This window comes from Mycobacterium sp. (genome assembly GCF_002863225.1).
GTDB lineage: Bacteria > Actinomycetota > Actinomycetes > Mycobacteriales > Mycobacteriaceae > Mycobacterium.
In genome coordinates, this window is record NZ_PKEK01000040.1 from 283,052 (window position 1) to 305,052 (window position 22,001).

A 22,001-nucleotide genomic window follows, 5' to 3' on the forward strand; every position below is an offset into this window, starting at 1 on the left:
AGAAGGTATTTGTCGATTGCGGTTCCTCAGGCAGGCAACGTGTCTGGGCAAAGTTCGTGCTGTGCAGTGTCGACAGCTGCGTCAGGCACCAGGCCGCGGTCGAGGAAGTTCATACCTGCGCGAGGATCGGCACCGGCCCGCAGGTTGTCGCAAACCATCCGACCAGCCTGCAACTGAATGGCCGGAGAGTTCACCCCGATGCCGATGCCGTGATCGTTGAGGAAGCGAATGTAACTCTGGTCGTCGGCATGAGCGGGTGCGGCAACAGCAACGGCAACCAGAACGACGGAAGCGGCTAATTTCATCGGTGCAACGTATCCGGGCACAACTCATGCTGCGCGGCGTCGGCGATCCCCCGACCGTCACTAACCGGCGACGCACCCGCGATCGCATCAATCGACATCCCATTTCGAAGCATCCCGCACGCTTGGTACCCGTAAGCGATCCGAGTTTCATCGTTAAATGCCATCACCCGCGTCCCATGGTCGTTCAGGAAGCGCAGATAGCTTTGGTCGTCGGCATGTGCAGGAGCAGCGAATGCGATCGTAGCGACCGAGGCCACTAGCAGTCTTTTCATCGTTACCTCCGCGCCATTGGAATCAATGGCGACAGTAGACATCGCTCGACGGGGTTCGGTTGGCTTGTTCGCCAAACACACAGCTGGGTCCGCGCAGAGCAGAGATCGGGGCGAGAGTCGATTGCTGTCTGTGGCCATCCTGTTCCGGCCCGTAGCAGCCGCCGAATTCGTTGAGCGACTGGGTGCCTTCTAGTAGCGCCATCGCGATCTGTCGGACGTGGGTAGCGCTCATGGCCAATTCCGGTGATCAGGGCCGCGCGAGAGCCAGTTGCAGGAACATCGCAAGGATTGGCACCGTGCTTTTCAAATGGTCGGGCTGACAGGATTTGAACCTGCGACCACTTGACCCCCAGTCGGAGATCTGGCGATTTCGGCTGTCGTGCAACGTGTCTGAAAGTTTCTAGACCAGCGGGAAGTGTGTCGGGTCGTCTCCCACTGATTCGCGGCATCTGCGGCCACTTGTGACAACGTCGTGACAACGTTCGCGCCGACGGTGTCCGGACGAACGGCAACTCGAGTGGTTTGCTGGCTCAATTTTCGGACTCACACTGCCAGTGTGAAAGCGGGTCTTCGAGGCGGTTTTACACTGTCTCGGGAATGGCGATCTTCACAGCTAGATAAGTGATTCTGATGCCGACACGTCTCGTGTGTTCCGGTGGGTGGTCGTGAGTTTTAGGACATCGCTAGGACGCGCGAGGTCTGGTTGCGTCGAGGGTGGGGAGGCCATCATGCCGTTAGCCGTCGGTCACGGTTTCGACGAGGCCGGTGGACACGTCGTAGACCATGCCGAGGCACCGCATGTCCTCGGGGAGGTCGTCGGCGGCGTGCAGGACGGCGACGTCGACTCGGACGGCGGCGTAGGGGTCGTTCAGCTTCTTGTTATCGAGGCCGGCTTCGACGACGTCAAAGAAGGCAGCCAGCCGCGCGCGTTCGCCTTGCATGCGCAAGATTCCACAGTCGGTGTGCTGGAGGACGACGAACGTCCATCCCTGGTTGAAGTCACCACCGGCGGCCTGGGTCAGCTTGCGCAGCAGTGTCAGTTCGTCGAGCACCGATGCCGTAACGCGGCCGCCGATGTTGCGGATCACCGCTGCCTCGCCCAGGTCGAGCCCAAGGATCTTCGACGGATCGACTCGGGGGTCGACACAGCCAATGAGAAAGACCTTCAACGAGGGAATGATGGTGAGTCCCGACTCGAAGCGGTGCGTCGCGAACCCAGCGTTGCCCTGAATCAATTTCTGCACCGGATCGGTCATCTCGGTCTCTCCTTCTTAGCTAGCTGCCGGGTCGCTAGGCCAAAGCGTTCGTGACTGCTCCTACAGTGCACCGAGCGTGCCGAGGAGAAAAAGCAGCAATCCCCTATCGGACTGATCGTGTGCGTCAATGAATCGGCGGGTCACCGGATCTGCGCTTATGGTGCCTGCATGGAGTTCCGGCAGCTCGAGGCGTTCGTGGTGTTGGCCACCGAACTGCACTTTGGTCGGGCCGCGGAGAAACTGCACATGTCTCAGCCCACGCTGAGTGAACTGATTCGTCGCTTGGAACGCGAGATCGGCACGCCGCTGCTGACCCGCACGACTCGCCGCGTCGCACTCACCGGCGCCGGAGTAGAGCTCATGGCGCGCGCCGAGGCCATCGTCAACGACGTGTCAGCGGCATCCGAGGCGGTGCGTCGCGTGGCGACGGGCGAAATCGGGACCGTCCGGTTGGGCGTGGTACCCAACGCCGAGCCCGTCCTGGCGCCCCACATCATCGACGCGATGCGCCGGCACGCACCCGAGATCACCGTGGACATTCACCGAATGTGGCCACCAGACTTGCTGCACGCCGTCTCCGAAGGCACGGTGGATGCGGCCATCACCTGCGGTTACGTCGCAGACCCACCCAGCATCGCCGGAGAGGTATTCTGCGGCGAAGGTGTTCTGGTCGCGCTTCGCTCCACGCACCGTCTTGCCGACCGATCCGCGGTGACATGGCCCGAATTAACCAAGGAATGCCTCGGTCTGCCCAGTCGTTCCCTGTTCCCCGACTGGCATGCCGCCCAACAGCGCGTGCTCGAGAAGGCCCGCATCAATCCGCCGACGGCCGAACTCGAGACCATTGACGTCGGGGCGACCGGGTGGGCCCGACAAAGCGTCGTGCAGTGGGTCATGACCGGGGCAGATCTGCACGCCCCCGACGACGACGTGCGGGTGCTGCCGATGTCTCCCACCGAGGCATTCGTCTACAAACTGCAGTGGAACACCGCCCGGACCCAGACCGCGGCCCTTGCCCGCTTCGTTCAACTGGTCCTCACGGTCGACGTCCCCCCGGGCTGGCTCGTGCAGCCTGGCCATCTGCGTTTCGCCGCCGACCCGCCACCCACCAGAAGCGAGCAGCCGTGACCACGACATCGGAACTGGCCCAACGCAATGCCGTCTTCGCGGCGAGTGGCCACGACAGCGGACTGACCATCAACCCACGAGGCAACATGATGATCGTCGGATGCGTGGATCCGAGGGTCGACCCCGCCCACGTACTGGGCCTGAGCAACGGCGAAGCGGCCATCATCCGCAACGTGGGGGGCCGCATCACCCCCGCGACCCTGCGGACCATGACCATGCTGGGCAAGGTGGGGCAAGCCAACGCTGATACCCACGTCCCCGGCACCTGGAATCTCGTCATCATGCACCACACCGATTGCGGCATGACCGATTTGGCCCCCTATCCGGAACTGCTTGCCGCCTACTTCGAGGTCGACGAGGACCAACTGCCCGGCAAGTGGATCACCGATCCGCACAGCTCGATCCGCGTCGACGTCGCAGTCATTCTCGCCGCCCTCACCGGTAGCGACTTTCTGGTGTCCGGATTGGTGTACGACGTGGCGACCGGCCGCGTCGAGGTCGTCGAGCCGCCTACTCCGCTGCGCTCGACCTGATTGCCGACACCGTCTCCAGCCCAGCGTCCTCGGCGCCAGTGCTCTCAGTACAGCGATCAGGGGCGACGGTGCCCCGGCCTTGTGCGCATTGATAGGCACGGCCAATCACTGCCCTCAGCGATTCGGTCTTTATGCCAGCATCCGTCGGCGGCATCGTGGACCTCGTCCACCGCACGGCTCCCGCGGAGCATGCGATACGCCAAGTCGTACCGGAGCCAACATGACCCGACCCTCCACGCCGAAGACCGTCCTCGTTTGCGGTGCCACCGGTGACACCGGCCGGGCGGCCGTAGCGGAATCCGCCGCCCTCGGACTGAAGGTGCGCGCGCTGGTGCACCGCGCCGACGACCGCTCAGCTGCTCTGTGCGACCTCGGCGCCGAGATCGTCACGGGCGACCTCCTCGACATCAACAGTGTGCGCCCGGCAATGGATGGTGTCGCCGCGGCCTACCTGGTCTGGCCCGTCGCGCCGGGTCTCATCCACGCCACGGTGAACTTCGCGCAGGCGGCGCGCGAAGCGCACCTCGACACCGTGATCAATCAGTCGCAGCGTTCCGCCGACCGGTGGTCGACCAGCGACTCGTGCCGCGACACCTTCATCGCGGAGCAGGTCCTCGACTGGTCTGGCCTCGATGTCGTCCACCTGCGCCCGACGTATTTCCTGGAATGGCTCCTCTACCCCTGGCAGCTGCCCTACCTGCGGCAAGGAGTGCTGCGCATCCCGGCCGGCAGGGGGCGGCATTCCCCGATCGCCGCGGCCGATCAAGGACGCGTCATCGCCGCACTCCTGCAAGAGGCTCACGCGCACATCGGCACCACCATCCCGATCTCAGGGCCCGTGGAGATGGACCACGAGCAGATGGCGGCCGAGCTATCCGAAGCGTTGGGCCGCTCGATCGTCTATCAGGATCTGCCCGTCGCGGAGTACGTGACGTCGCTGCGGGAGATGAACGTTTCGCCGTACATTGTGCAGCACCTCAGTGGCGCCATGGTGGATTATCAGAATGGGCACATGGCAGGCGCCGATGACAACGTCGAGAAGATCACCGGCCAGCCACCGATGACCGTCGGGGACTTCGCGCGAGCGCACCTCGACACCCTCAATGGCGCGTGAGGGCGCGGCAGAGAAACCATGCTCGGCCCGCTCGTCCCACGCGCCGGCGGATCGCGAAGGAGTTTGTCTCCGAAGCGCTTCGACACGGAATTCGCGACGGTCGCACTGCGCGCGGGCTAACGAAGTGTTGAGGTAAGCCCGTGAGGCTGAAGCCGTGAATCCTGGTGACGCAGGTGCGCCGACAGCGTGCACCAGCCCGCCGGCACGGCCGTGGTGAGCGCCAGGTGCACGAAGCGGGCCACTGCGGCAGTCTGCGCGCGGTCGGGGTTCCACTGCAGCTTGTGCGGCATCAACGCCGCCGGATCCAACGGCAGGACAGCCGAATCCGGCGCCGCCGCCGCGAGCACCGCGGTGGTGATGAACCAATCCACCTCCGGCATCGCCTTCCATCCCAACAAGGCCAAGTCGGCGACCGCGAGCTCGGTCACCTGAGGGGCGACACCGGCATCTTCGAGGGCCTGCTGCTGCGCTTGCTGCCAGGCCGGAAACAAAGCTGCGCACGGCATCCCAAGGCGTTCGTCACGCAAATCGGCGAATGCCACACGATCCCTGCCCGCAAGCCGATGATTCCCACGAACCACAACGAACAACGGTTCGGCACAAAACGACTCGCCAACGATGCCAGGGGGGTCGACGATGCGACCGCACCCAATGGCGACGTCCACCGCACCGTCCGACATGGCCGCGGCTAAATCACGCGACCACATCCGCCGGGTAACGAGATTCACCTCGGGTGCGCTCGAGGCCAACGCATCAGCCAGGTGTGGGGCCAGCACCGGCGCCACCGGTGGTGTGATACCTAGTTGCACCGTTCCGGCGTCCCCGCGGGCAACCCGTCGCACCGCTGCTTTGGCCTCCGCCACGTCACCGAGAATTACCCTCGCCCGCTCGATCAACTCAATACCCGCCCCGGTGAGGGCGACCCGCCGCGTTGTCCGGCTGAGCAGGGGCGTACCCACCTCGCGTTCGAGTCGGCGCACCATCTCGCTAAGCGTCGGTTGCGAGACGTGAAGCGATTCCGCTGCACGCCCGAAATGAAGCTCGGTCGCGACGGCGACGAACGCTTCGAGCTGCCGCACCTCCACCACCTGAAGGCTAGGCGATAGCCGACGGCTGCGGCAGGTGTCATTGATCGCTAGGCCTGATCAGTACGCGAAAGGATCACCCCTTTTTCGGACCTCTCCTTTGGCGCATCGTCTAATCAAGCCGAGCCGGTGTACTCACGCGGCGTCCAAACCAACCTGGGCGCAGCCATATTGAACTCGAAGGAGCAGTCCCATGACCACAGCCACCAAGACCCACCCCGTCATCTTCATCCACGGTCTGTGGATCCACTCGAGCGCATGGCAGCCCTGGATCGAACTCTTCGAAGCTCACGGGTACAGCGCATCGGCGCCCGGCTGGCCCGGTGACGGCCCCACCGTGGCCGCCACCCGCGAGAACCCCGACGCGCTCAACGACATGGGCATTCCGCAGATGGTCGATCACTACACCCAACTCATCGGCACCCCCGTGGTGAAACCCGTCGTTGTCGGGCACTCCTTCGGCGGCCTCATCGCCCAGGAACTGTTGGCCAACGGCACCGTCGCCGCCGCCGTGGCTATCGACCCCGCCGCCATCAAGGGCGTCAAGGCATTGCCGCTCGCGCAACTCAAGTCCGCGTTTCCCGTGCTCGGCAATCCGGCGAATCTCCATCGCACCGTGTCGCTGACGGCCAAGCAATTCCACTACGCCTTCGGCGACACGCTGACTGAGGAGGAATCCGACGCTCTGCACGACGCGTGGACCATCCCCGGCGCCGGCCTGCCACTGTTTCAGGACGCCGCGGCGAACTTCTTTCCGCATTCACCGGCCAAGGTCGACACCCACCTGGCCGACCGTGGGCCGCTGCTGCTGACCTCAGGCACCGAGGACCACACCGTGCCACTCAAGGTGACCAAGGAGGTGTTCAAGATGTATTCAAAGGGGCCTGCCGACACCGAGTTTCACGTGTTCGAAGGCAAGGGCCACTCCCTGACGATCGACGCTGGCTGGAAGGATGTCGCCGACGTCACGTTGAACTGGCTTGCTTCCAAGGGCTTCTGACGTTTCTGCCCGCCGCTCACGCCCAGAGGAGCGAGCCCGCGTACAGCGGCCAACACCAAAAGTTCACGGCGAGAGGAAGAAAGGCGATGCCAACAACAATTCTGGTCACCACCGCCAACGGCGACACCGGCCGACCCATGATCGATTACCTGACCGCCGAAGGATTTAACGTGCGAGCCATGGTCCGCACCGACGACGCCCGCGCACAAACACTGCGCGACAAAGGAGTCGACGTCGTGCTCGGTGATCTCTTGAACTTTCGCGACGTCCGCGGCGCCCTTGACGGCGTGCAGCGGGCCTACTTCAACTACCCCGTGGGCGAAGGACTCGTCGAGGCGGCCGTCATGTTCGCCCAAGCCGCCAAGGAGCAGGACCTCGAACTTATCGTCAACATGTCACACATCCAGTCAAGACCCTACGCACGCAGCAAGGCCACGCAGAACCACTGGCTCTCCGAGCAAGTCTTCGGCTGGTCCGGTGTGCCGACCACGCACCTGAGGATCACGTTCTTCATGCAGTGGCTGCTCTACGTATCCGACCTCATCCGCTACGGCCGCTACGCCATGCCCTACAACGCCGACAGCCGGTTCGCCCCCATCGCCGCCAGTGACATCGCCCTAACCGCAGCCAAGATCTTCGCTGACCCCCAGGAGCACGGTCGTCACACCTACACGTTGACCGGCCCAACGGAGTACAGCCACCAAGAGCTCGCCGCTGAGGTCAATCGCGTTCTCGGCACCGACTTGCCCTACGAGCACGTCACCGTCACCACGTTCCTCGAACTCATCGGCCAACCCGACGACAAAGCGAAACTCAAACACTTTGAGGCCGTCACCATCGACCAACAAGAGGGTCGGCTTGCCGGCGTCGACGACGCCGCGCGAAAGATCATCGGTCAACCGCTCATTACCGTCGAAGAATTCATCAACGACAACCGAGCCCTATTCACACTCGACTACGCGACGAACTCCGCCACCTCAGCTGGCCACGCCGAAACCCCGACCGCGTAGGGTGGCCACACCCGCGCGCCAGCAGCTGGCGCGTTGAAAGTCCTTGGGCTCTCCACTCCAGCGAACCGCTTCGAAACCGTCCGGCAACGACGACGAACACGCACCACCGGAGCGCTGGCTATCGTCGCTCCAATCGACATATCGAATTCGTCCTGGCAAGCCGTCCTCGTGGACCGAGCTTACGATCTACGGATTACCGATCCTCTGATCCTGACGATTCCTGCTATTGCCAGTTTCGCAGTGTGCAACAAACAGATTCACGATCGTCGACCACCGATGCTATCCGGGCAATTCCGGTCGCTTCCGGGTCATTGCCGGTCAATAAACGGTGACCGCTGCGGTGCAATTGCTGTTCGTCCTGTGCGGGGTTCGTTCGTGTGCGTGTTACTTCATTTGAGTCAGGCTCGCTTGGCTGTGGTGGCCTTAACCGAGTGCGGCGCCGAAGAGGTGGCCGATGGTGTAGGTCAGGGCCATGCCGGCGGCGCCGCCGAGGACGACGCGCAGTACCGCGCGCGTGGTGCTGGCCCGGCCGATTTGTGCGCTGAGCGCGCCGGTGATGCCGAGGGCGGTAAGGACGGCGATGAATGTCACCGGGAGGCGCCAGGACGGCGCCGGGAGCAGGATCGCGGCGAACGGCAACATCGCTCCTACCGTGAAGGAGGCAGCGGATGCGGTCGCGGCTTGCCATGGGTTGGTGAGCTCGTCGGGGTCGATGCCGAGTTCGGCGTGGGCGTGTGCGGTGAGCGCGTCGTGGGCGGTCAGTTCGCGGGCGACTTGGGCGGCGGTCGTGCGTGAGAGGCCTCGCCGTTGATAGATCGCGGTGAGTTCGGCCAGTTCGGCGTCGGGCATCTGCCGGAGTTCGCGTTGTTCGGTTGTCAGCTGGGCGGTTTCGCTGTCACGTTGGCTGGAGACTGACACGAATTCGCCGAGGGCCATCGACACCGCGCCAGCAACTAAAGCCGCTAGTCCCGCGGTGAAGATCGGGCCGCGCAGCGTTGAGGCACCGGCGACCCCGACGACGACACCGGCGACGGAGACGATGCCGTCGTTGGCGCCGAGGACCGCGGCGCGCAGCCAGTTCAGTCGTCGTGTCAGACGATCATTGTGGGGTTCGGCGCTGTGGGTGAACGCGTGATCGTCGGTCATGTCGGATAGTCAACTGCACGCGCGTCGGCAGCGCCAGCAAGGACAGCCTTGTCAAATGAGCGCCGCAACATGGGATTAACGCGCGTTGGGTCGGCTGCCGTCCTTCGGTCAACGGGCTGTTCGGGGTCCATGCGCAAGTGACACCGGGCCCTCTGCGTTTCTCTGCGGGCGGGCCGCATCGGATCGTGCCTGTGCTCGACGCGTTCGGGCTGTGCCCGTGTGAACGCGCTGCGCGACGTATTACGTACTGCCCGGTGCTACACGAATCTTTGGAATGCGTTCCGGCAGCTACGAGATCTGCCGGTCGCGAGTCGCACTCCACCGCCGGCAGGCTCGTCGCTGTCCGCGACCGGATGTGTGGCTAATCAGTCCCGTGGAGACGGCCGTTGATCTCATGCCCTAGGCCAGGGAGAGAAAGAGCTTTTCGAGCTCGTCTTCGGTTAGCCGCGGTGTCGTGCCTGATTCGCTGTCGGTGATGCAATGGCGCATACCAGAGGCGACTATTTTGAAGCCGGCGCGGTCGAGGGCTCGGGAGACGGCGGCGAGTTGGGTGACGACGTCTTTGCAGTCGCGGCCGGCTTCGATCATGGTAATGACACCGGCGAGTTGGCCTTGGGCGCGGCGCAGTCTGCTGAGCACTGCATCGATGCGGTCGGCGTCGTCAATCATGGTTCCTCCAGCGGGATCAGGTGTGTTCATTCTACCCCGGGGGGTATCGGGGTGGGTTGCTCTGCGTCGGGGGTTGGCTGGTGTTGGCGCGGCGGCGTGCCGGGTTGGGGTGTAGTGGGCGGGTGTTGAACGCTGTGTCGTGTGGCCGGGCGCGGACGTGGCAGCAGGCGTTGGGGCCACCAGAACCAGCGTCCGAGCAGGGCGGCGATGGAGGGGGTCATCAGGGAGCGCACGATGAGGGTGTCGAAGAGCAGGCCGATGCCGATGGTGGTGCCGGCTTGGCCGATGGAGCGTAGGTCGCTGGCGATCATGGACATCATGGTGAACGCGAAGACCAGCCCCGCTGAGGTGACGACCCCCCCGGTGTGGCCCATGGATCGGATGATTCCGGTGTGCAGGCCGGCGCGGTTTTCTTCTTGGAAACGCGAGACTAGGAGCAGGTTGTAGTCCGATCCGACCGCGAGCAGGATGATGAGCCCGAAGACGGGGGCGATCCAGTTGAGGTCGAGGCCGAAGATGTGTTGCCACACTAAAACGGAGAGTCCGAAGGCGGCGCCCAGGGAGAGCAGGACGGTGCCGACGATGACCAGGGATGCAATTAGTGCGCGGGTGATGATGATCATGACGGCAAAGATCAGGGTCAGGGCGGCGATGCCGACGATGAGCAGGTCGTAGTGGGCGCCGGATTGGATGTCGCGGTAGATCGCGGCGGTGCCGGCGAGATAAAAGTGGGCCTCCGTCAGGGTGGTGCCTTTGACGGCGTGTTGTGCGGCGGTGAGTTCGGGTGTGACCGCGGCGATGCCGCCTGGGGTGGCGGGGTCGGTGTCGTGGGTGATGATGAAGCGGGCGGCCTTGCCGTCCGGGGACAGGAATAGTTTCAGGCCACGTTGGAAGTCGGAGTTGGCGAAAGCTTCGGGTGGCAGGTAAAAGTAGTCGCCGCTTTTGGAGGCGTCAAAGGCCTGGCCCATGGCTGCGGCGGTGTCGGTCATACGTGAGATCTGTTGCAGCAGACTCGAAAAGCTGCTGTGCATGGTGAGCAACGTGGTTTGCATCGAGTGGGCGACGGCGATGATCGGGGGCAGCTGCGCCCTCATCTGTGGGATCACGGTATCGACGTCGCCGATGTCGGTGAGCAGGCCGGTCATGGCGGCGCTGAAAGCATCGACTCCGTCGAGGGCCTCGAACACCGATCGGGCTCCCCAACACACGGGGATGTTGAAGCAGTGCTGTTCCCAGTACAGGTAGCTGCGCACGGGGCGGGCGACGTCGTCGAAATCGGCGAGGTGATCCCGGATCTCGTCGACGGTGGCTTTCATGGTCGTGACGTCGGCGCGCATGCGATGGGTGGTATCGGCCATGCGGCCCATCAGGTCATAGAGGTGCTGCACCGAGTTGGTCATCGACCCGAGATCGTCGCTCATCGTCAGCATGTCCGCGGCGCGGTCTTGCATGAAGTGCAGGTTCTCCCGGATCGGGATGGATTGGGCGCTGATCTGGAACGGGATCGAGGTGTGGTCGATGGGTCCGCCCAGTGGGCGGGTGATGCTTTGGACCATGGCGATGCCGGGGGCGCGGAAGACATCTTTGGCGATGCGGTCGAGGATGATCATGTCGGCCGGGGTGCGCATGTCGTGATCGGCCTCGATCATGAGGATGTCAGGGTTCATGGTGGCCGCGCTGAAATGTCTTTCGGCGGCGGCATATCCGACGTTGGAGGGCAGTGCGGCAGGGATGTAGAAGCGATCGTTGTAGCTGACTTTCATGCTGGGCATGACCGCGATGCCGACCACCGCCAGAGACACGGCGGCCGCCAACACCGGGGCGGGCCAGCGCACCGTCGCGGTGCCGATGCGCCGCCAACGGCGCGCATTGACAGCGTGTTTGGGGTCGAGCAGCCCGAAGCGGCTGGCGACGGCGACGATCGCCGGTGCTGCGGTCAGGGCGCCGGCAACGACGATGAGCAGCCCAAGTGCCGAGGGAACGCCCAGGGCTTTGAAATACGACAGCCGGGCCAGGTGCAGGCACAGGGTGGCCCCGGCGATGGTCAGCCCGGAGCCCACGATGATGTGCGCGGTCCCGGCGAACATGGTGTAGTAGGCGGTTTCTGGGTCCTGGCCGGCGGCGCGGGCTTCGCGATAGCGGCCGATGAGGAAGATCGCATAGTCAGTGCCGGCCGCGATCGCCAGCGAAGACAACATGGCCACGACGAAGGTGGAAAAGCCGAGCAGATCATAGTTCCCGAGGATGGCCACCACGCCACGCGCGGTGCCCATTTCCACTCCGACCATGGCCAGCACGAGCAGCACGGTGCTGATCGCGCGGTACGCGATCGACAGCATGATGATGATGATGACGCCAGTGACGCCCATCATCGTGATCATGCTCTTGTCGGCGGCCTGGTTCATGTCGGTGCTCAGCGCTGCCGGGCCGGTGAGGTAGGCCGAGACATCGTGCGGGGCGGGGGTGGAATCGATGAGTGCGCGGACGGCGTCGACGGACTCGTTGCCCTGTGTGCTGCCCTGGTCACCGGCTAGGTTGAGCTCGACATAGGCCGCTTTGCCGTCTCTGCTTTGCACACCCGCCGCGGTCAGGGGATCTCCCCATACGTTCTGCACGTGCTGCACGTGGCGGTGATCGGCGGCCAGTCTGGTCACGAGGTCGTCGTAGTAGCGGTGCGCGTCTGCCCCCAGCGGGTGCTGGCCTTCGATCACGATCATCGCGATGCTGTCGGAATCGGACTCGTGAAAGGTCGCGCCGATGCGTGTGGCGGCGATCATCGCCGGCGCATCCTGCGGCGACATCGTCACAGCATGGTGTCGGGCCACCGATTCGATCGGCGGCACCAGCACGTTGACCGCGACGGTCACCAACACCCACGCCACGATGATCGGCACCGCGAATCGCCGCACGAAACGCGCCAAGCGGGAACGGGTCTCGGCCGTGGCGCTCATGCGGCCTTCACCAAACAAAACGTCTGCGCGTGCTCTCCGGCCGCGGTCTGCTCGTCGTGGATGACCCCGTTGACCGCGATCCGGCACTGCAACTGGTCGGCGTCGGATTGGGCGACCACACTGGCGATCACCACCGGTTGGGTCGTCGAAATCGTCACGTGCCATGGCAACGCACCGAAGACGGCCTGGCGGGTCTGCGCTGTCTCGTCGAGGTAACTAACGCTGCCGCTCGCCTGCGGCGGCCCGTCCACGTCGTAGGTCACCGTTTTGACGACGAACGGCGTCAGCGGCGCCGCGGCGCTGCCGGTCGCGGAAAAGATGCCCTCCGACCCGAACACACCGCGAAGCCGCATCACCGCCACCCCACCGAGCACGACCGCCACCACCACAACCACCGGAACCCACAGACCTGCGGCACGTTTTGCCATCGATGTCTGACGCATCACCGTTTCCTCATTTCTGCTTGCACCGCAACTCAACTCGCCGCGACACACTAAGCGACAATACCCCCAGGGGTATTATTCCGAACGTGCCATCCCTCCGTTTGTGAAGAACTAGACATTGCACTGCCCCGTTCTGCATTATACGGTAGGGGGTATGGTATTTAGAGTGCAACATCGCGCTCCGGCGACCACCGGTTATATGCCCGGCAGGCGCTCGCCTGCCGGGCTGCCAGGACCGACGGCGGCCGCTTTCCGCGATGTCAACGATGAGGAGTGCTAATGACCGATCAACATGCACCAGCCGTGGGACACGATGTGGTGACGCTATGGCTGGACCCGGTGTGTCCGTTTTCGTGGAACACCGCGCGCTGGCTGCGAGCCGCCGCGGACAAAGCCGGCTTCTCCCTCGAGATACGGCCGATGAATCTGGCGGTACTCAACGAGGGACGCGAACTCCCCCCACCCCAGCAGGCGCGAATGAACGACTCGCGAACCGTTGGTCGGCTCATGGCCGCCCTGCGCGACGAACTCGGCGCCGATGCGTTCAGCGACGCCTACTTCGCCTTCGGGCAGCTCTACTTTGACCAGTCGGCGCCCGTCGACGACGACCTGGCAACGTCGCTGCTGCGGTCCGCCGGTGCAAGCCGCACCACCGCCGCGGCAATGACCGACCCGAGCTGGGATCCCGCGGTCCGCCTCGCCCACAAGGCCAGTCAAAGCGCGCTGGGCGACATCGGAGGCAGCCCGCTCGTCACGATAGGCGGGCACACCGTGTTCGGTCCGGTGCTCAGCGCGCCACCCGCGCCCGACCGCACCCTGGCGGTCTTCGACGCGCTCGTCGCGTTAGTGGCGACCCCGCAGTTCCATCAGCTCCAGCGTCCCCGCACCCACTGAGGCCGCCGGCGCCGCACACCGCTGCACCACAACAACATTCACCGGCCTTCAATCGACAACACGACAACTCTGAACGGGAGTCCCATGAACAAGAACCTGGTCATCCTCGGCGCCGGCATCGGTGGACTGAGCGTCGTCAACGAGCTCTCCACATCCGGGGTGAACCTCGACGGTGTCGACATCACCGTGATCGACACCGATTTCTCGCACTTTTTAGGCTTCACCCTGCCGTGGGTCATGCGCGGCTGGCGCGACCGCGACAGCGTGCCCATCCGGCCCACCGCCGACGCGCTAGCCGGCGTCCGCACCATCACCGGCACGGTTGAAAGCGTCGACCCGCAGCAGCGCACCGTGACGCTGACCGATGCCACCGATGTCGCCTTCGACGCGCTGATCATCGCGACCGGCGCCCGCAACGCCATCGAGAACATTCCCGGCCTGCGCAAAGCCGCTGACGCCGGCACCGCGGTGCATTACTACAGCGCCGACGCCGCCGCACGCGCCCACGACACGCTCGACAAATTCGCCGGCGGTAAGTTGGTCTTCCTGGTCACATCTCAGCCCTTCCGCTGCCCCGTCGCGCCCTACGAGGGATCACTTCTGGCAGCAGACCTCCTGCGCGACAACGGAACCCGCGACAACACCCAGATCTCGGTCTACAGCCCCGAAAAACAGCCGATGCCCTCAGCGGGCCCCTACGCCGGGCCCGAGCTCATCACACTGCTCAACGACAACGGAATCCAATTCTTCGGCGAGCACGCCGTCGAACGAATCGACCCCGACCGCAACGAGATCCACTTCCACAACGGCGCCACCACCACCTTCGACCTGCTCGTGTTCATCCCACCCCACGAACCCGCAGTCACCCTCGACGAACCCGGCTGGATCAGCGTCGACGCCACCACCATGCAAACTCGCCACCCCGGCATCTTCGCCATCGGTGACACCACCGCAATCACCTCCCCGTCAGGCCGGCCACTACCCAAAGCGGCGATCTTCGCCAAAAACGGCGCTAAAGCCGCCGCGCTCAACGCCCTGCACCACCTCGGACTCGCCAACACCGACACCGCACTGTCTGGCCAGGGCTACTGCTACGTCGACACCGGCAACGGCCACTCCGCGCTCGGGCAAGGAGACTTCTTCACCATGCCCCACCCCGCCATCCACCTAAGCCCACCCACGCAAGATCTGCACCACGACAAGCAGGACGAGGAAACCGACTGGCGGGCAATCTGGGAATGCGAACGATCCAACGCCGGATAACGCCGCGCTGCGGCGATCCCGAATCTCCCCGGTCCACTTGCCTGATTCGGCTCTTCCGTGGGCCAGATGCCAACGACCAGACACGCCGCCGCTGAACAATATGTGGCACAACGTGCTTAGTCGACGCGACGACCATCTGCGGTGGGTCCAGGAGCACTTCGGTCTCACCCGCGCCGATGTCGTCACAGGGGAGCGCGGCTAGTCACTCTCGGCTGAGGACCGCGTGTCGCACCGGGTAGCTTGCTGGAAGGTGGCTCTACGCTCCACCACCCGTTAGCTCTGCTCCAGTTGGGTGCTCTGTCTCGTCTTGGGTCACCGGCTCTACGAATGCTTCGCCGATCACGCCGTCGAGATCGGGCGTCGGGTCGTCCTTCAGGCGACTGGCTATTTACCGGACGCATCGACATCGCGCACCGGGGCAACTGACTGACCTGGATCCACCAGCTTCTCATTCTTGGTGTCCGTAAGTGTATACTTACCGTTTGTGGTCACTGACGAAGCGGTCGATCCTTGGGGCGCACTCGCGGACGGGACCAGGCGAGCGATATTCAAACGGCTTGCCGCTGGGCCAATGGCGGTGGGCGAGTTGGCCGCGGGTTTGCCCGTCAGCAGACCAGCGGTATCGCAGCATCTGAAAAAGCTCAAGTGCGCCGGGTTGGTGGCCGATCGCGCCGCTGGCACGCGCCGTCTATACCAAATTGATCCCAGGGGCGTCGAGGCGCTGCGGGCCGAGTTGGACGTGTTCTGGGGTCAAGCATTGGACGCATTCAAATCGATCGCCGATGCGGAAGGAAAAGGCGAATGAGGCCATCAGCAATAGAGCCGATACGCAAGAGCGTCATCGTGAACATTGGCCTCGAGAGGGCATTCGCGTTGTTCATCGACAGATTCGATGCTGTCAAGCCGCGTGAACACAACCTGCTTGCGGTCCCGATTGCCGAAACAGTTTTCGAGCCGAAGGTGGGCGGACACATCTACGACGTCGGGACAGACGGCAGTCGGTGCGAATGGTCGCGCGTTCTTGTCTTCGAACCACCGCAGCGCATCGTCTTCTCTTGGGACATCGGCCCGACCTGGCGACTGGAAACTGATCTCAGTAAGACCAGCGAAGTCGAAGTGCGCTTCATCCCTGAGACCGACGACCGCACTCGAGTGGAGCTGGAGCACCGGCTACTCAAGCGCCACGGCGACAACTGGCATTCCATCGCCAATGGCGTTGATGGTGATGAAGGTTGGCCGCTATACCTCAACCGGTATTTGGAGTTGGCGACATCATGAGCACGGTCGAGGAGTCACTGATGGACATGGCTCAGGACGAGCGGTCCGACCTGGCCGCGTTTCTCGACACGCTGTCACCGCAGGAGTGGAGCGCACCCAGCCTGTGCCAGTCGTGGACCGTGAAAGACGTGGTCGCGCACGTCGTCAGCTATGAAGAACTGACCGCGTTCGGGTTGATGAAACGGATCGCCAAGGGTCGCGTCGTGAATGCCAACGATGTTGGCGTTCAGGAGTTCTCGCCGATGTCACCCGAAGAATTGAAGGGCTTCCTTGGCCGGCATCTACGCCCTCGCGGGCTGACCGCCGCGTTCGGCGGCATGATCGGGCTCATCGACGGGACAGTCCATCACCAGGACATTCGTCGAGCGCTTGGCCATCCGCGCGTGGTGCCCGTCCAGCGGTTGACGCGGATTCTGCCGCTGGTGCCTCGAAACCCGCGCTTGGGCGCAGGACGGCGCATCAAAGGACTTCGTCTTGTCGCGACCGATCTCGACTGGCAACACGGCGACGGCCCCGAGGTTAGAGGAACCGGAGAAGCACTGCTGCTGGCTATGACTGGAAGGCCGGCGGTCATTTCCGAACTGGCAGGACCGGGGCAATCCACACTGGCCGAGCGGCTATCACAGCACGCGTGACGGCCACCTTCCGCTTGATTGCGTTCTTGCTCTTCGGATTAGGCGCCGGCCAGGCAGCGTGGCACGTAGCGGCGATCACCTTCGGCAACAGCGCCGACAATATCGGTGTCTAAGTTCCGATCTTTGCCGTCTCGTCTGTCACGGTGGTGTCGGTGTTCGCGGTCGTCTTTCTGATCGGAGCGGCGATCCTTTGTGCTTCGGGACGGTATGTGGCGACACATCCCGTGATCGCGAAGGTACTTACCCGCTGGGACCACGTCATCCTTCCAGTCGCGCTCATCGCCATTGGGATCTCAATCCTGATACAGGGGCGGGCCTATGGGATGTGAGTAGTCAATCATTCTCGAGCCGACGAATGCCGATTGCCGGCACTGGAAGTCAAGTACAGGACAACACACGCCCCGAACTGCTCCTCGTTCTTCAGCCGGGGATTGGTCCGCGGCTACAGTTCGAGCCCGTCACCGATCGAGCGGCCTGTCCCCATGTTTCGGCCGAGAGTTCCGCCGTTGACCATGGCCACATTGGCGCGCCACCGACCGTAGGCGGCACCGCGGCCGCGCACTGATTGCGCTCGGCCAGCGACAGCAACGCGGACGCTCGCGGGCAATAAATCAACTGCGCTCTCCGCCGCGTTTTCGTGGGCGGTCATTGCGTGTACATCGTTGCCGATGATGCCGCGCAGCAGTTTCGTTGAGTACTGGACGCGACCGCGATTGACGCGACGTGTGACTTCTGCCGAACCGTCGCGCTGTTCGTGCTCAGTAGCGTGTTCGTACAGGTAGGCGATATTTGTCTCTCGACCGCGAGTGAGGCCGACGTAGGCCAGTGCGCGAGTGGCGGTTTCACTAAGAATGGCGTGGGTGGTGTCGGCGGTGGCGCCTTGGGCGGAGTGCACTGTGAGGGCGTAGCCGTGGGTGATGTGTTGGCGGACATAGTCGCCTGAAAAGGCGCCCAACGTGTGGTCGTCGAGGCGGCGTGCGATGAGGCGGTTGTTGTCGGGATTGATCTGGGTCACTCGCCAGCGCTGACCGTTGCGCACCGGAGTTTCTTCGGCATGAATGTCTTCGCCATTGCGCAGTGCGACGGAGACGTCGTTGTAACGGGTCAGGATGAGGTCGCCGACCGCGAGTCGGTGTCCTCGAGCGCCGGAAAGGGTGGGCGCGCTGGAATCGATGGTGTCGTGGTGGAGGCGTTGGTTAAGGGCGTCAGCCATCTCGGCGGTGTCACATAGCAGTAGTGCATCTTTGCCGGCGGCGATATCTTTCTTGTACGCGGCGAAGGCGTCGGCGGCCATGGTGATCTCGTCCCCGCAGTGCAGCCGGTCGTGAGTGGCGTACCAACGGATTGCTCGGCGGATTGATGCCGGTCCCCCGTCGCGTAGTGCGAGGGAGGCGGTGCGTTCCTCGGGGTCGCGCATCCGCCATACCGCCGACAGGCATTGTGTCCAAGGCAGATCGGCACAAAGTTGGGCGAACATGCCGCCGCGGGCTTTGACCGGGGCTAGCTGGTGCTGGTCCCCCACCAACACACTTTTGACACCCGACCGGGTCGTGGCGGTTAACAGTTGGAGCAGGTCGCCGGTGCCGACCATGGCGGCCTCATCGACAATGACGAGGGTCTGGGGGCCGAGTTGTAAGTGGTTGTCTCGCAACAGCTGTACGGCTTTAGCGATCGTGTAGCCGATGTCGCCGGCACCCTCGCGGACGGCGACGTCGACGGCCTTTCCGGTCGGCGCGAGGACAATGACAGTGCCGCCGCGGCGGCGGGTGGCGGCGGCGCGCAGAGCGCGCATCGAAGTGGTCTTGCCCGCACCCGCGGGCGCGGACAGTGGCTGCACCAGCCACGGTGAGCGGCCGATGTTCTCGACCGCGCGCGCCTGGTCCGCGGACAGGTGCGCGGTGTCCTCTTTCTTGACCCAGAGCATGGCGCGGTTGTTACGCGTGTCGACTAGATCGAGCACCGCGGCTTCTTCGCGCAGTATCGCGTCGAGGGTGTAGCGCTCATGTCCTTCGCGTTGGTGTGCGGCTCGGGGCGCGGTCAGGCGCACCGCGATCTCGTCTATGGCGAATTCGAGCAGTTCGCGGGGTGTGCGCTCGGTGTGCACCGGCAGGTGTGCGCCGAGGATTTCGATGAGGTCGGCGCGGGTGAACGCGGCTTTGTCGATCTGCTCGGCCGCGGCCAGGATCCGCGCGGTGTTGAATCCGGTGCGCGTTGATGCGCGCCGCGCTGCGCGCGCGGTGTTGAAGGCGGCGCGATCCAGTTTTAGTCCGCGCGGGTCGGTGCGCCACTGTGCCACGAGTTGCGCCCAGGAGAGTTCTTCGGGCTTCGAAGGGCGGGTGGCTTTTTGCGCCGCTGCCAGCTGCGCGGCGGTCAACGGCTGGTCGACGAGCACCAGGTTGTGGGCGGCCCACTCGCGAAGTTGGGTGGAGCGGCGCGACCAGGCGGTGATGGTGTTGCGGTCGACGCCTGCCAACTCGGCCATACCGGTGGATGGGTCGATGGGCTCCCACTCGAGGCCGAGGGAGTTGTAGAGTTCACGTCGCAGGGTGGCCTGATAGATCACCCCTGCTGCCCGCGCTTCGTGATAGAGCGAGGTCCCGTCGATCGAGACCATCGCGCCGTCGGCGCGGGCCTGGCGGTTCGGAACGATCACGTGGGTATGTAGGTGAGGATCGCCGCTTCGTGAGGTCTCATGCTGATAGGCGATCGCTGCCAGGCCAGGGAGTCGCATGAGGTCTTTTTCTCCGCTGTGCGAGTTGTGAACTCGCGTGTAGCCCGCATGCGTGCTGAGGTATTCCATAGCCTCTGCGATCGCAGCGCCGTGGGCGTCGGCGATCGCCTTCGATAACACGTCATCATCGCCGCGCAGCGCCCGCACCAGGGACACACTTTTCGGGGCGCAGAAGGTGAGATCGAAGCCGTACACCCCGTGCTGCCCGAACGCGCGCCCCCGCGCGCCATTTGGGGCGATGCCGTCGTCGAGCCACCGCGCCACCATTTCGGCGCTGGCTTCACCACCGGCACGCTGAGCGTCGGTGAGGCCCACCAACATGGCGACGGCGTGAGGATTGCCGGTGAGTAGCCATGTCGGCGTCCGGGTTTCGTGCTCGGAGTAATACTCCCCCAGCCCGCCACCGACACTGGCCATATCGCGGCTGGCGGTCTCTGCGGTGCGGGCGGTGTCGATGTAGTAGTTGATCGACCACCGCTTCAGCTTGGAGATCGTCAACACCTGAACCACCCACTGACGGTGAATGCATTGCAACCGGGTCAGCGACTGCGGCTGCGGCACTTGCTGCGCCACAACCATTCTCGCACCCTTGTGCAAATGTGCCAGACGCTTATTTGGGAGCGGCCAGGGTGAAGCTGAGCTGGAAGGTGTTGCGGTGCTGATGGATTGGATTTGCATTTACTGTTGGCGCAAGGGGGTTAAGGATGAGATGCGCTGAGATACAGAGGATCTAGACTATTTGGTAATCCTGAGCAAAGTGCGATACGCGATCCGCTCACGTCGAGTTACACCCCGTTGAGATTGGCTGGGCCGGCCCCGCGTTCCGGGCACTGGCCTAGGTGCCCAGCTGGGCTTCTCAGCGGCTCCACCCGTCACTGCGTTCGGAACGGCGGATTCGATCTGTGGAATCGGTCGAGGTCAAGCACTGCGCGGCGGAGCGCGCGAAGATCCTGCTCAGGTACCTCGATAGTTGATGTGCCAGCATCATCCGAATCGTCGTCGGACTCAATTTCTTCCGCTTCAAACAAGGCTAGCTCTTGCGGTGAGTTCTGCGTGTTTATGAGGTCGACGTAGGCGCCAAAGTCAATCAGATAAACGTCGTAACGCTCGCCCGGCTGATCCTGGGCGGAGTAGCCACGTCGGACCAGGTGAAGGACGCGAGCATCGAAGAGTTCGTTGAGCAGTGGATCGCTAGAATATCGTTGGCTGAGTCTGCGATTCTGATAGTTCGGCTCCAGCCTGCGCCGAGGCGCCAAGGCTCGCGGCTGAAATCTTAGCTTTCGCAGACGCTTTCGCCGATGACGATGCCTCAGTTTCAGTCTCAGTCGTCGCTTCTGTTTGGCCCTCGAATCTGATGTTGCGAAGCGAGGCCAACAAGTCATCAAGCGCACTCACGAATGACTTGTCGTCGATGAGGCTGTTGTCATCCAGTGCTGCATACATGATCGCGTCGTGGATCTCCGTGAGGAGATCAATCAGAAGTCTGGCAGTTCGCTCAAGCGGTGTCAGTTGCTCGGAATCGAATATGCCCTCGGCCGATCCTATGGTCCGCAGGTCGATGTAGACGCCGATGTCGCCCGCTTCACCGCGAATGGCCGCCAGATATCGGAATGCGTGCGTCTTGCCGGTGCCTCGTCGCCCGTAAAGAACTTGATGGTCGACTGATTCCAGGGCAGTCGCCACGCCCAAATCTACGAACGTTGCACGCAGCAACGTAGAGACCCGGGCCTCGGCCCGGCGAGGCACCTTGTTGAAAGCTCTATTTATTCCACTAAGCCCGGCCACGAGTGAACACCCTAGAGCGTGATCATTCCCGATTGGTGGCGATCGAGCGCGGTAGCGCTCACTCCGATCCGTTTCACGGTTGCGACCACTGGCGCCAGTTAGCGGGCCTGGGCTCCACTGGGTCGGCAATCAAGGTCGACGTTGTCGCGTTCGCCGGTCCGGCTGTCTTCTCACGCAATTAGGTGTCCTGCTGCGACTGGCGCGGTCTAGGCGATCCGTTCGATAGCGTCCAGCTGAGTCGCAATATGGTCGCGGGCAATCTCGGCGTCGAAGTGGGCCTGCATGTTAATCCAGAACATATCGCTCACTCCCAATGCTCGCGAGAGCCGCAACGCGGTGTCGGCGCTGATTCCCCGCTTGCCGTGCACGATCTCGTTGATGCGTCGCGGCGGTACATCAATGGCCTTGGCAATGCGGTATTGCGAGATCCCCATCGGCTCAAGGAACTCGGCGAGGAGGATCTCGCCTGGGTGGGTGGGTGCGAAGTCTGCCATCGATTTCTC

General features: G+C 63.6%; 22 protein-coding genes. 11 read left to right on the top strand and 11 right to left on the bottom strand.

All coding sequences use genetic code 11. The features are described 5' to 3' along the window. Nucleotides 1-26: 26 nt before the first annotated feature. From CYU59_RS12210 to CYU59_RS12215, 3 genes are all read right to left on the bottom strand, one after another. Nucleotides 27-326, bottom strand: a complete 300-nt coding sequence (locus CYU59_RS12210) for a DUF732 domain-containing protein (RefSeq protein WP_292989616.1) — start codon at nucleotides 324-326, stop codon at nucleotides 27-29. Further along, entirely contained in the window at nucleotides 302-715 is a 414-nt protein-coding gene (locus tag CYU59_RS29000) for a DUF732 domain-containing protein (RefSeq protein ID WP_363114435.1), read from the bottom strand. The genes CYU59_RS12210 and CYU59_RS29000 overlap by 25 nt, the downstream gene beginning before the upstream one ends. Nucleotides 716-1,311: 596 nt before the next feature. Next, complete coding sequence (locus CYU59_RS12215) at nucleotides 1,312-1,833, bottom strand: carbonic anhydrase (RefSeq protein ID WP_292989619.1); 522 nt, start codon at nucleotides 1,831-1,833, stop codon at nucleotides 1,312-1,314. A gap of 168 nt (nucleotides 1,834-2,001) precedes the next feature. On the opposite strand from CYU59_RS12215, the gene CYU59_RS12220 reads away from it, so the two are divergent. From CYU59_RS12220 to CYU59_RS12230, 3 genes are all read left to right on the top strand, one after another. Next, nucleotides 2,002-2,961, top strand: a complete 960-nt coding sequence (locus CYU59_RS12220) for a LysR family transcriptional regulator (RefSeq protein WP_292989622.1) — start codon at nucleotides 2,002-2,004, stop codon at nucleotides 2,959-2,961. Beyond that, nucleotides 2,958-3,494: a carbonic anhydrase gene (locus CYU59_RS12225; protein WP_292989626.1), complete on the top strand. Its 537-nt coding sequence runs from the start codon at nucleotides 2,958-2,960 to the stop codon at nucleotides 3,492-3,494. The genes CYU59_RS12220 and CYU59_RS12225 overlap by 4 nt, the downstream gene beginning before the upstream one ends. A gap of 220 nt (nucleotides 3,495-3,714) precedes the next feature. Continuing rightward, a complete protein-coding gene (locus tag CYU59_RS12230; RefSeq protein ID WP_292989628.1) occupies nucleotides 3,715-4,608 on the top strand; it encodes an NAD(P)H-binding protein in 894 nt (297 codons plus the stop codon). Nucleotides 4,609-4,724: 116 nt separating this feature from the next. On the opposite strand, the gene CYU59_RS12235 is transcribed toward CYU59_RS12230, so the two are convergent. Continuing rightward, entirely contained in the window at nucleotides 4,725-5,693 is a 969-nt protein-coding gene (locus CYU59_RS12235) for a LysR substrate-binding domain-containing protein (protein ID WP_292989630.1), read from the bottom strand. A 193-nt stretch (nucleotides 5,694-5,886) separates the two neighbouring features. Here CYU59_RS12235 and CYU59_RS12240 point away from each other — a divergent pair, with 193 nt between their 5' ends. Then, nucleotides 5,887-6,693 carry an alpha/beta hydrolase gene (locus CYU59_RS12240; protein ID WP_292989633.1) on the top strand — a complete coding sequence of 269 codons (807 nt, stop codon included), beginning with the start codon at nucleotides 5,887-5,889 and terminating at the stop codon, nucleotides 6,691-6,693. An 86-nt stretch (nucleotides 6,694-6,779) separates the two neighbouring features. Then, on the top strand, nucleotides 6,780-7,703 hold the full coding sequence (locus tag CYU59_RS12245) for an NmrA family NAD(P)-binding protein (RefSeq protein ID WP_292989636.1): 924 nt from the start codon (nucleotides 6,780-6,782) through the stop codon (nucleotides 7,701-7,703). 423 nt (nucleotides 7,704-8,126) lie between these two features. On the opposite strand, the gene CYU59_RS12250 is transcribed toward CYU59_RS12245, so the two are convergent. From CYU59_RS12250 to CYU59_RS12265, 4 genes are all read right to left on the bottom strand, one after another. Beyond that, on the bottom strand, nucleotides 8,127-8,849 hold the full coding sequence (locus CYU59_RS12250) for a VIT family protein (protein WP_292989638.1): 723 nt from the start codon (nucleotides 8,847-8,849) through the stop codon (nucleotides 8,127-8,129). 399 nt (nucleotides 8,850-9,248) lie between these two features. Then, the gene (locus CYU59_RS12255) at nucleotides 9,249-9,518 is read right to left on the bottom strand and encodes a metal-sensitive transcriptional regulator (RefSeq protein ID WP_292989641.1); all 270 of its coding nucleotides are present in this window, start codon (nucleotides 9,516-9,518) and stop codon (nucleotides 9,249-9,251) included. Between the two features lie 26 nt (nucleotides 9,519-9,544). Continuing rightward, nucleotides 9,545-12,469 (bottom strand): MMPL family transporter, encoded by a 2,925-nt coding sequence (locus CYU59_RS12260; RefSeq protein WP_292989644.1) that lies wholly within the window; start codon nucleotides 12,467-12,469, stop codon nucleotides 9,545-9,547. Further along, the gene (locus tag CYU59_RS12265) at nucleotides 12,466-12,912 is read right to left on the bottom strand and encodes an MmpS family transport accessory protein (protein WP_292989647.1); all 447 of its coding nucleotides are present in this window, start codon (nucleotides 12,910-12,912) and stop codon (nucleotides 12,466-12,468) included. Before CYU59_RS12265 ends, CYU59_RS12260 begins: the two co-directional genes overlap by 4 nt. Before the next feature lie 279 nt (nucleotides 12,913-13,191). Here CYU59_RS12265 and CYU59_RS12270 point away from each other — a divergent pair, with 279 nt between their 5' ends. From CYU59_RS12270 to CYU59_RS12295, 6 genes are all read left to right on the top strand, one after another. Continuing rightward, on the top strand, nucleotides 13,192-13,806 hold the full coding sequence (locus CYU59_RS12270) for a DsbA family protein (RefSeq protein ID WP_292989649.1): 615 nt from the start codon (nucleotides 13,192-13,194) through the stop codon (nucleotides 13,804-13,806). Nucleotides 13,807-13,890: 84 nt separating this feature from the next. Beyond that, nucleotides 13,891-15,069 carry an FAD/NAD(P)-binding oxidoreductase gene (locus CYU59_RS12275; RefSeq protein WP_292989651.1) on the top strand — a complete coding sequence of 393 codons (1,179 nt, stop codon included), beginning with the start codon at nucleotides 13,891-13,893 and terminating at the stop codon, nucleotides 15,067-15,069. Nucleotides 15,070-15,553: 484 nt separating this feature from the next. Then, nucleotides 15,554-15,874, top strand: coding sequence for a metalloregulator ArsR/SmtB family transcription factor (locus CYU59_RS12280; RefSeq protein ID WP_292989652.1), 321 nt, complete (start codon nucleotides 15,554-15,556; stop codon nucleotides 15,872-15,874). Beyond that, nucleotides 15,871-16,347, top strand: coding sequence for an SRPBCC family protein (locus CYU59_RS12285; protein WP_292989654.1), 477 nt, complete (start codon nucleotides 15,871-15,873; stop codon nucleotides 16,345-16,347). Before CYU59_RS12280 ends, CYU59_RS12285 begins: the two co-directional genes overlap by 4 nt. After that, a complete protein-coding gene (locus CYU59_RS12290; protein WP_292989656.1) occupies nucleotides 16,344-16,982 on the top strand; it encodes a maleylpyruvate isomerase family mycothiol-dependent enzyme in 639 nt (212 codons plus the stop codon). The genes CYU59_RS12285 and CYU59_RS12290 overlap by 4 nt, the downstream gene beginning before the upstream one ends. 119 nt (nucleotides 16,983-17,101) lie before the next feature. Next, nucleotides 17,102-17,311, top strand: a complete 210-nt coding sequence (locus CYU59_RS12295; RefSeq protein WP_292989776.1) for a cadmium resistance transporter — start codon at nucleotides 17,102-17,104, stop codon at nucleotides 17,309-17,311. A gap of 113 nt (nucleotides 17,312-17,424) precedes the next feature. On the opposite strand, the gene mobF is transcribed toward CYU59_RS12295, so the two are convergent. The 3 genes from mobF to CYU59_RS12310 form a co-directional block, all read right to left on the bottom strand. Further along, on the bottom strand, nucleotides 17,425-20,214 hold the full coding sequence (mobF, locus tag CYU59_RS12300) for a MobF family relaxase (protein ID WP_292989778.1): 2,790 nt from the start codon (nucleotides 20,212-20,214) through the stop codon (nucleotides 17,425-17,427). 690 nt (nucleotides 20,215-20,904) lie between these two features. Beyond that, on the bottom strand, nucleotides 20,905-21,396 hold the full coding sequence (locus CYU59_RS12305; protein ID WP_292989659.1) for a hypothetical protein: 492 nt from the start codon (nucleotides 21,394-21,396) through the stop codon (nucleotides 20,905-20,907). Nucleotides 21,397-21,704: 308 nt separating this feature from the next. After that, a complete protein-coding gene (locus CYU59_RS12310) occupies nucleotides 21,705-21,992 on the bottom strand; it encodes a HigA family addiction module antitoxin (protein WP_292989662.1) in 288 nt (95 codons plus the stop codon). Between the last annotated feature and the right edge of the window lie 9 nt (nucleotides 21,993-22,001).

What these genes read in the sequence shown, in the direction of transcription:
- CYU59_RS12265 (WP_292989647.1), bottom strand. Translation starts at nt 12,912, where the DNA reads ATGCGTCAGACATCGATGGCAAAACGTGCCGCAGGTCTGTGGGTTCCG.
- CYU59_RS12255 (WP_292989641.1), bottom strand. Translation starts at nt 9,518, where the DNA reads ATGATTGACGACGCCGACCGCATCGATGCAGTGCTCAGCAGACTGCGC.
- CYU59_RS12230 (WP_292989628.1), top strand. Translation starts at nt 3,715, where the DNA reads ATGACCCGACCCTCCACGCCGAAGACCGTCCTCGTTTGCGGTGCCACC.
- CYU59_RS12245 (WP_292989636.1), top strand. Translation starts at nt 6,780, where the DNA reads ATGCCAACAACAATTCTGGTCACCACCGCCAACGGCGACACCGGCCGA.
- CYU59_RS12215 (WP_292989619.1), bottom strand. Translation starts at nt 1,833, where the DNA reads ATGACCGATCCGGTGCAGAAATTGATTCAGGGCAACGCTGGGTTCGCG.
- CYU59_RS12240 (WP_292989633.1), top strand. Translation starts at nt 5,887, where the DNA reads ATGACCACAGCCACCAAGACCCACCCCGTCATCTTCATCCACGGTCTG.
- CYU59_RS12220 (WP_292989622.1), top strand. Translation starts at nt 2,002, where the DNA reads ATGGAGTTCCGGCAGCTCGAGGCGTTCGTGGTGTTGGCCACCGAACTG.
- CYU59_RS12270 (WP_292989649.1), top strand. Translation starts at nt 13,192, where the DNA reads ATGACCGATCAACATGCACCAGCCGTGGGACACGATGTGGTGACGCTA.
- CYU59_RS12310 (WP_292989662.1), bottom strand. Translation starts at nt 21,992, where the DNA reads ATGGCAGACTTCGCACCCACCCACCCAGGCGAGATCCTCCTCGCCGAG.
- CYU59_RS12275 (WP_292989651.1), top strand. Translation starts at nt 13,891, where the DNA reads ATGAACAAGAACCTGGTCATCCTCGGCGCCGGCATCGGTGGACTGAGC.
- CYU59_RS12290 (WP_292989656.1), top strand. Translation starts at nt 16,344, where the DNA reads ATGAGCACGGTCGAGGAGTCACTGATGGACATGGCTCAGGACGAGCGG.
- CYU59_RS12260 (WP_292989644.1), bottom strand. Translation starts at nt 12,469, where the DNA reads ATGAGCGCCACGGCCGAGACCCGTTCCCGCTTGGCGCGTTTCGTGCGG.
- CYU59_RS12250 (WP_292989638.1), bottom strand. Translation starts at nt 8,849, where the DNA reads ATGACCGACGATCACGCGTTCACCCACAGCGCCGAACCCCACAATGAT.
- CYU59_RS29000 (WP_363114435.1), bottom strand. Translation starts at nt 715, where the DNA reads ATGGCCACAGACAGCAATCGACTCTCGCCCCGATCTCTGCTCTGCGCG.
- CYU59_RS12285 (WP_292989654.1), top strand. Translation starts at nt 15,871, where the DNA reads ATGAGGCCATCAGCAATAGAGCCGATACGCAAGAGCGTCATCGTGAAC.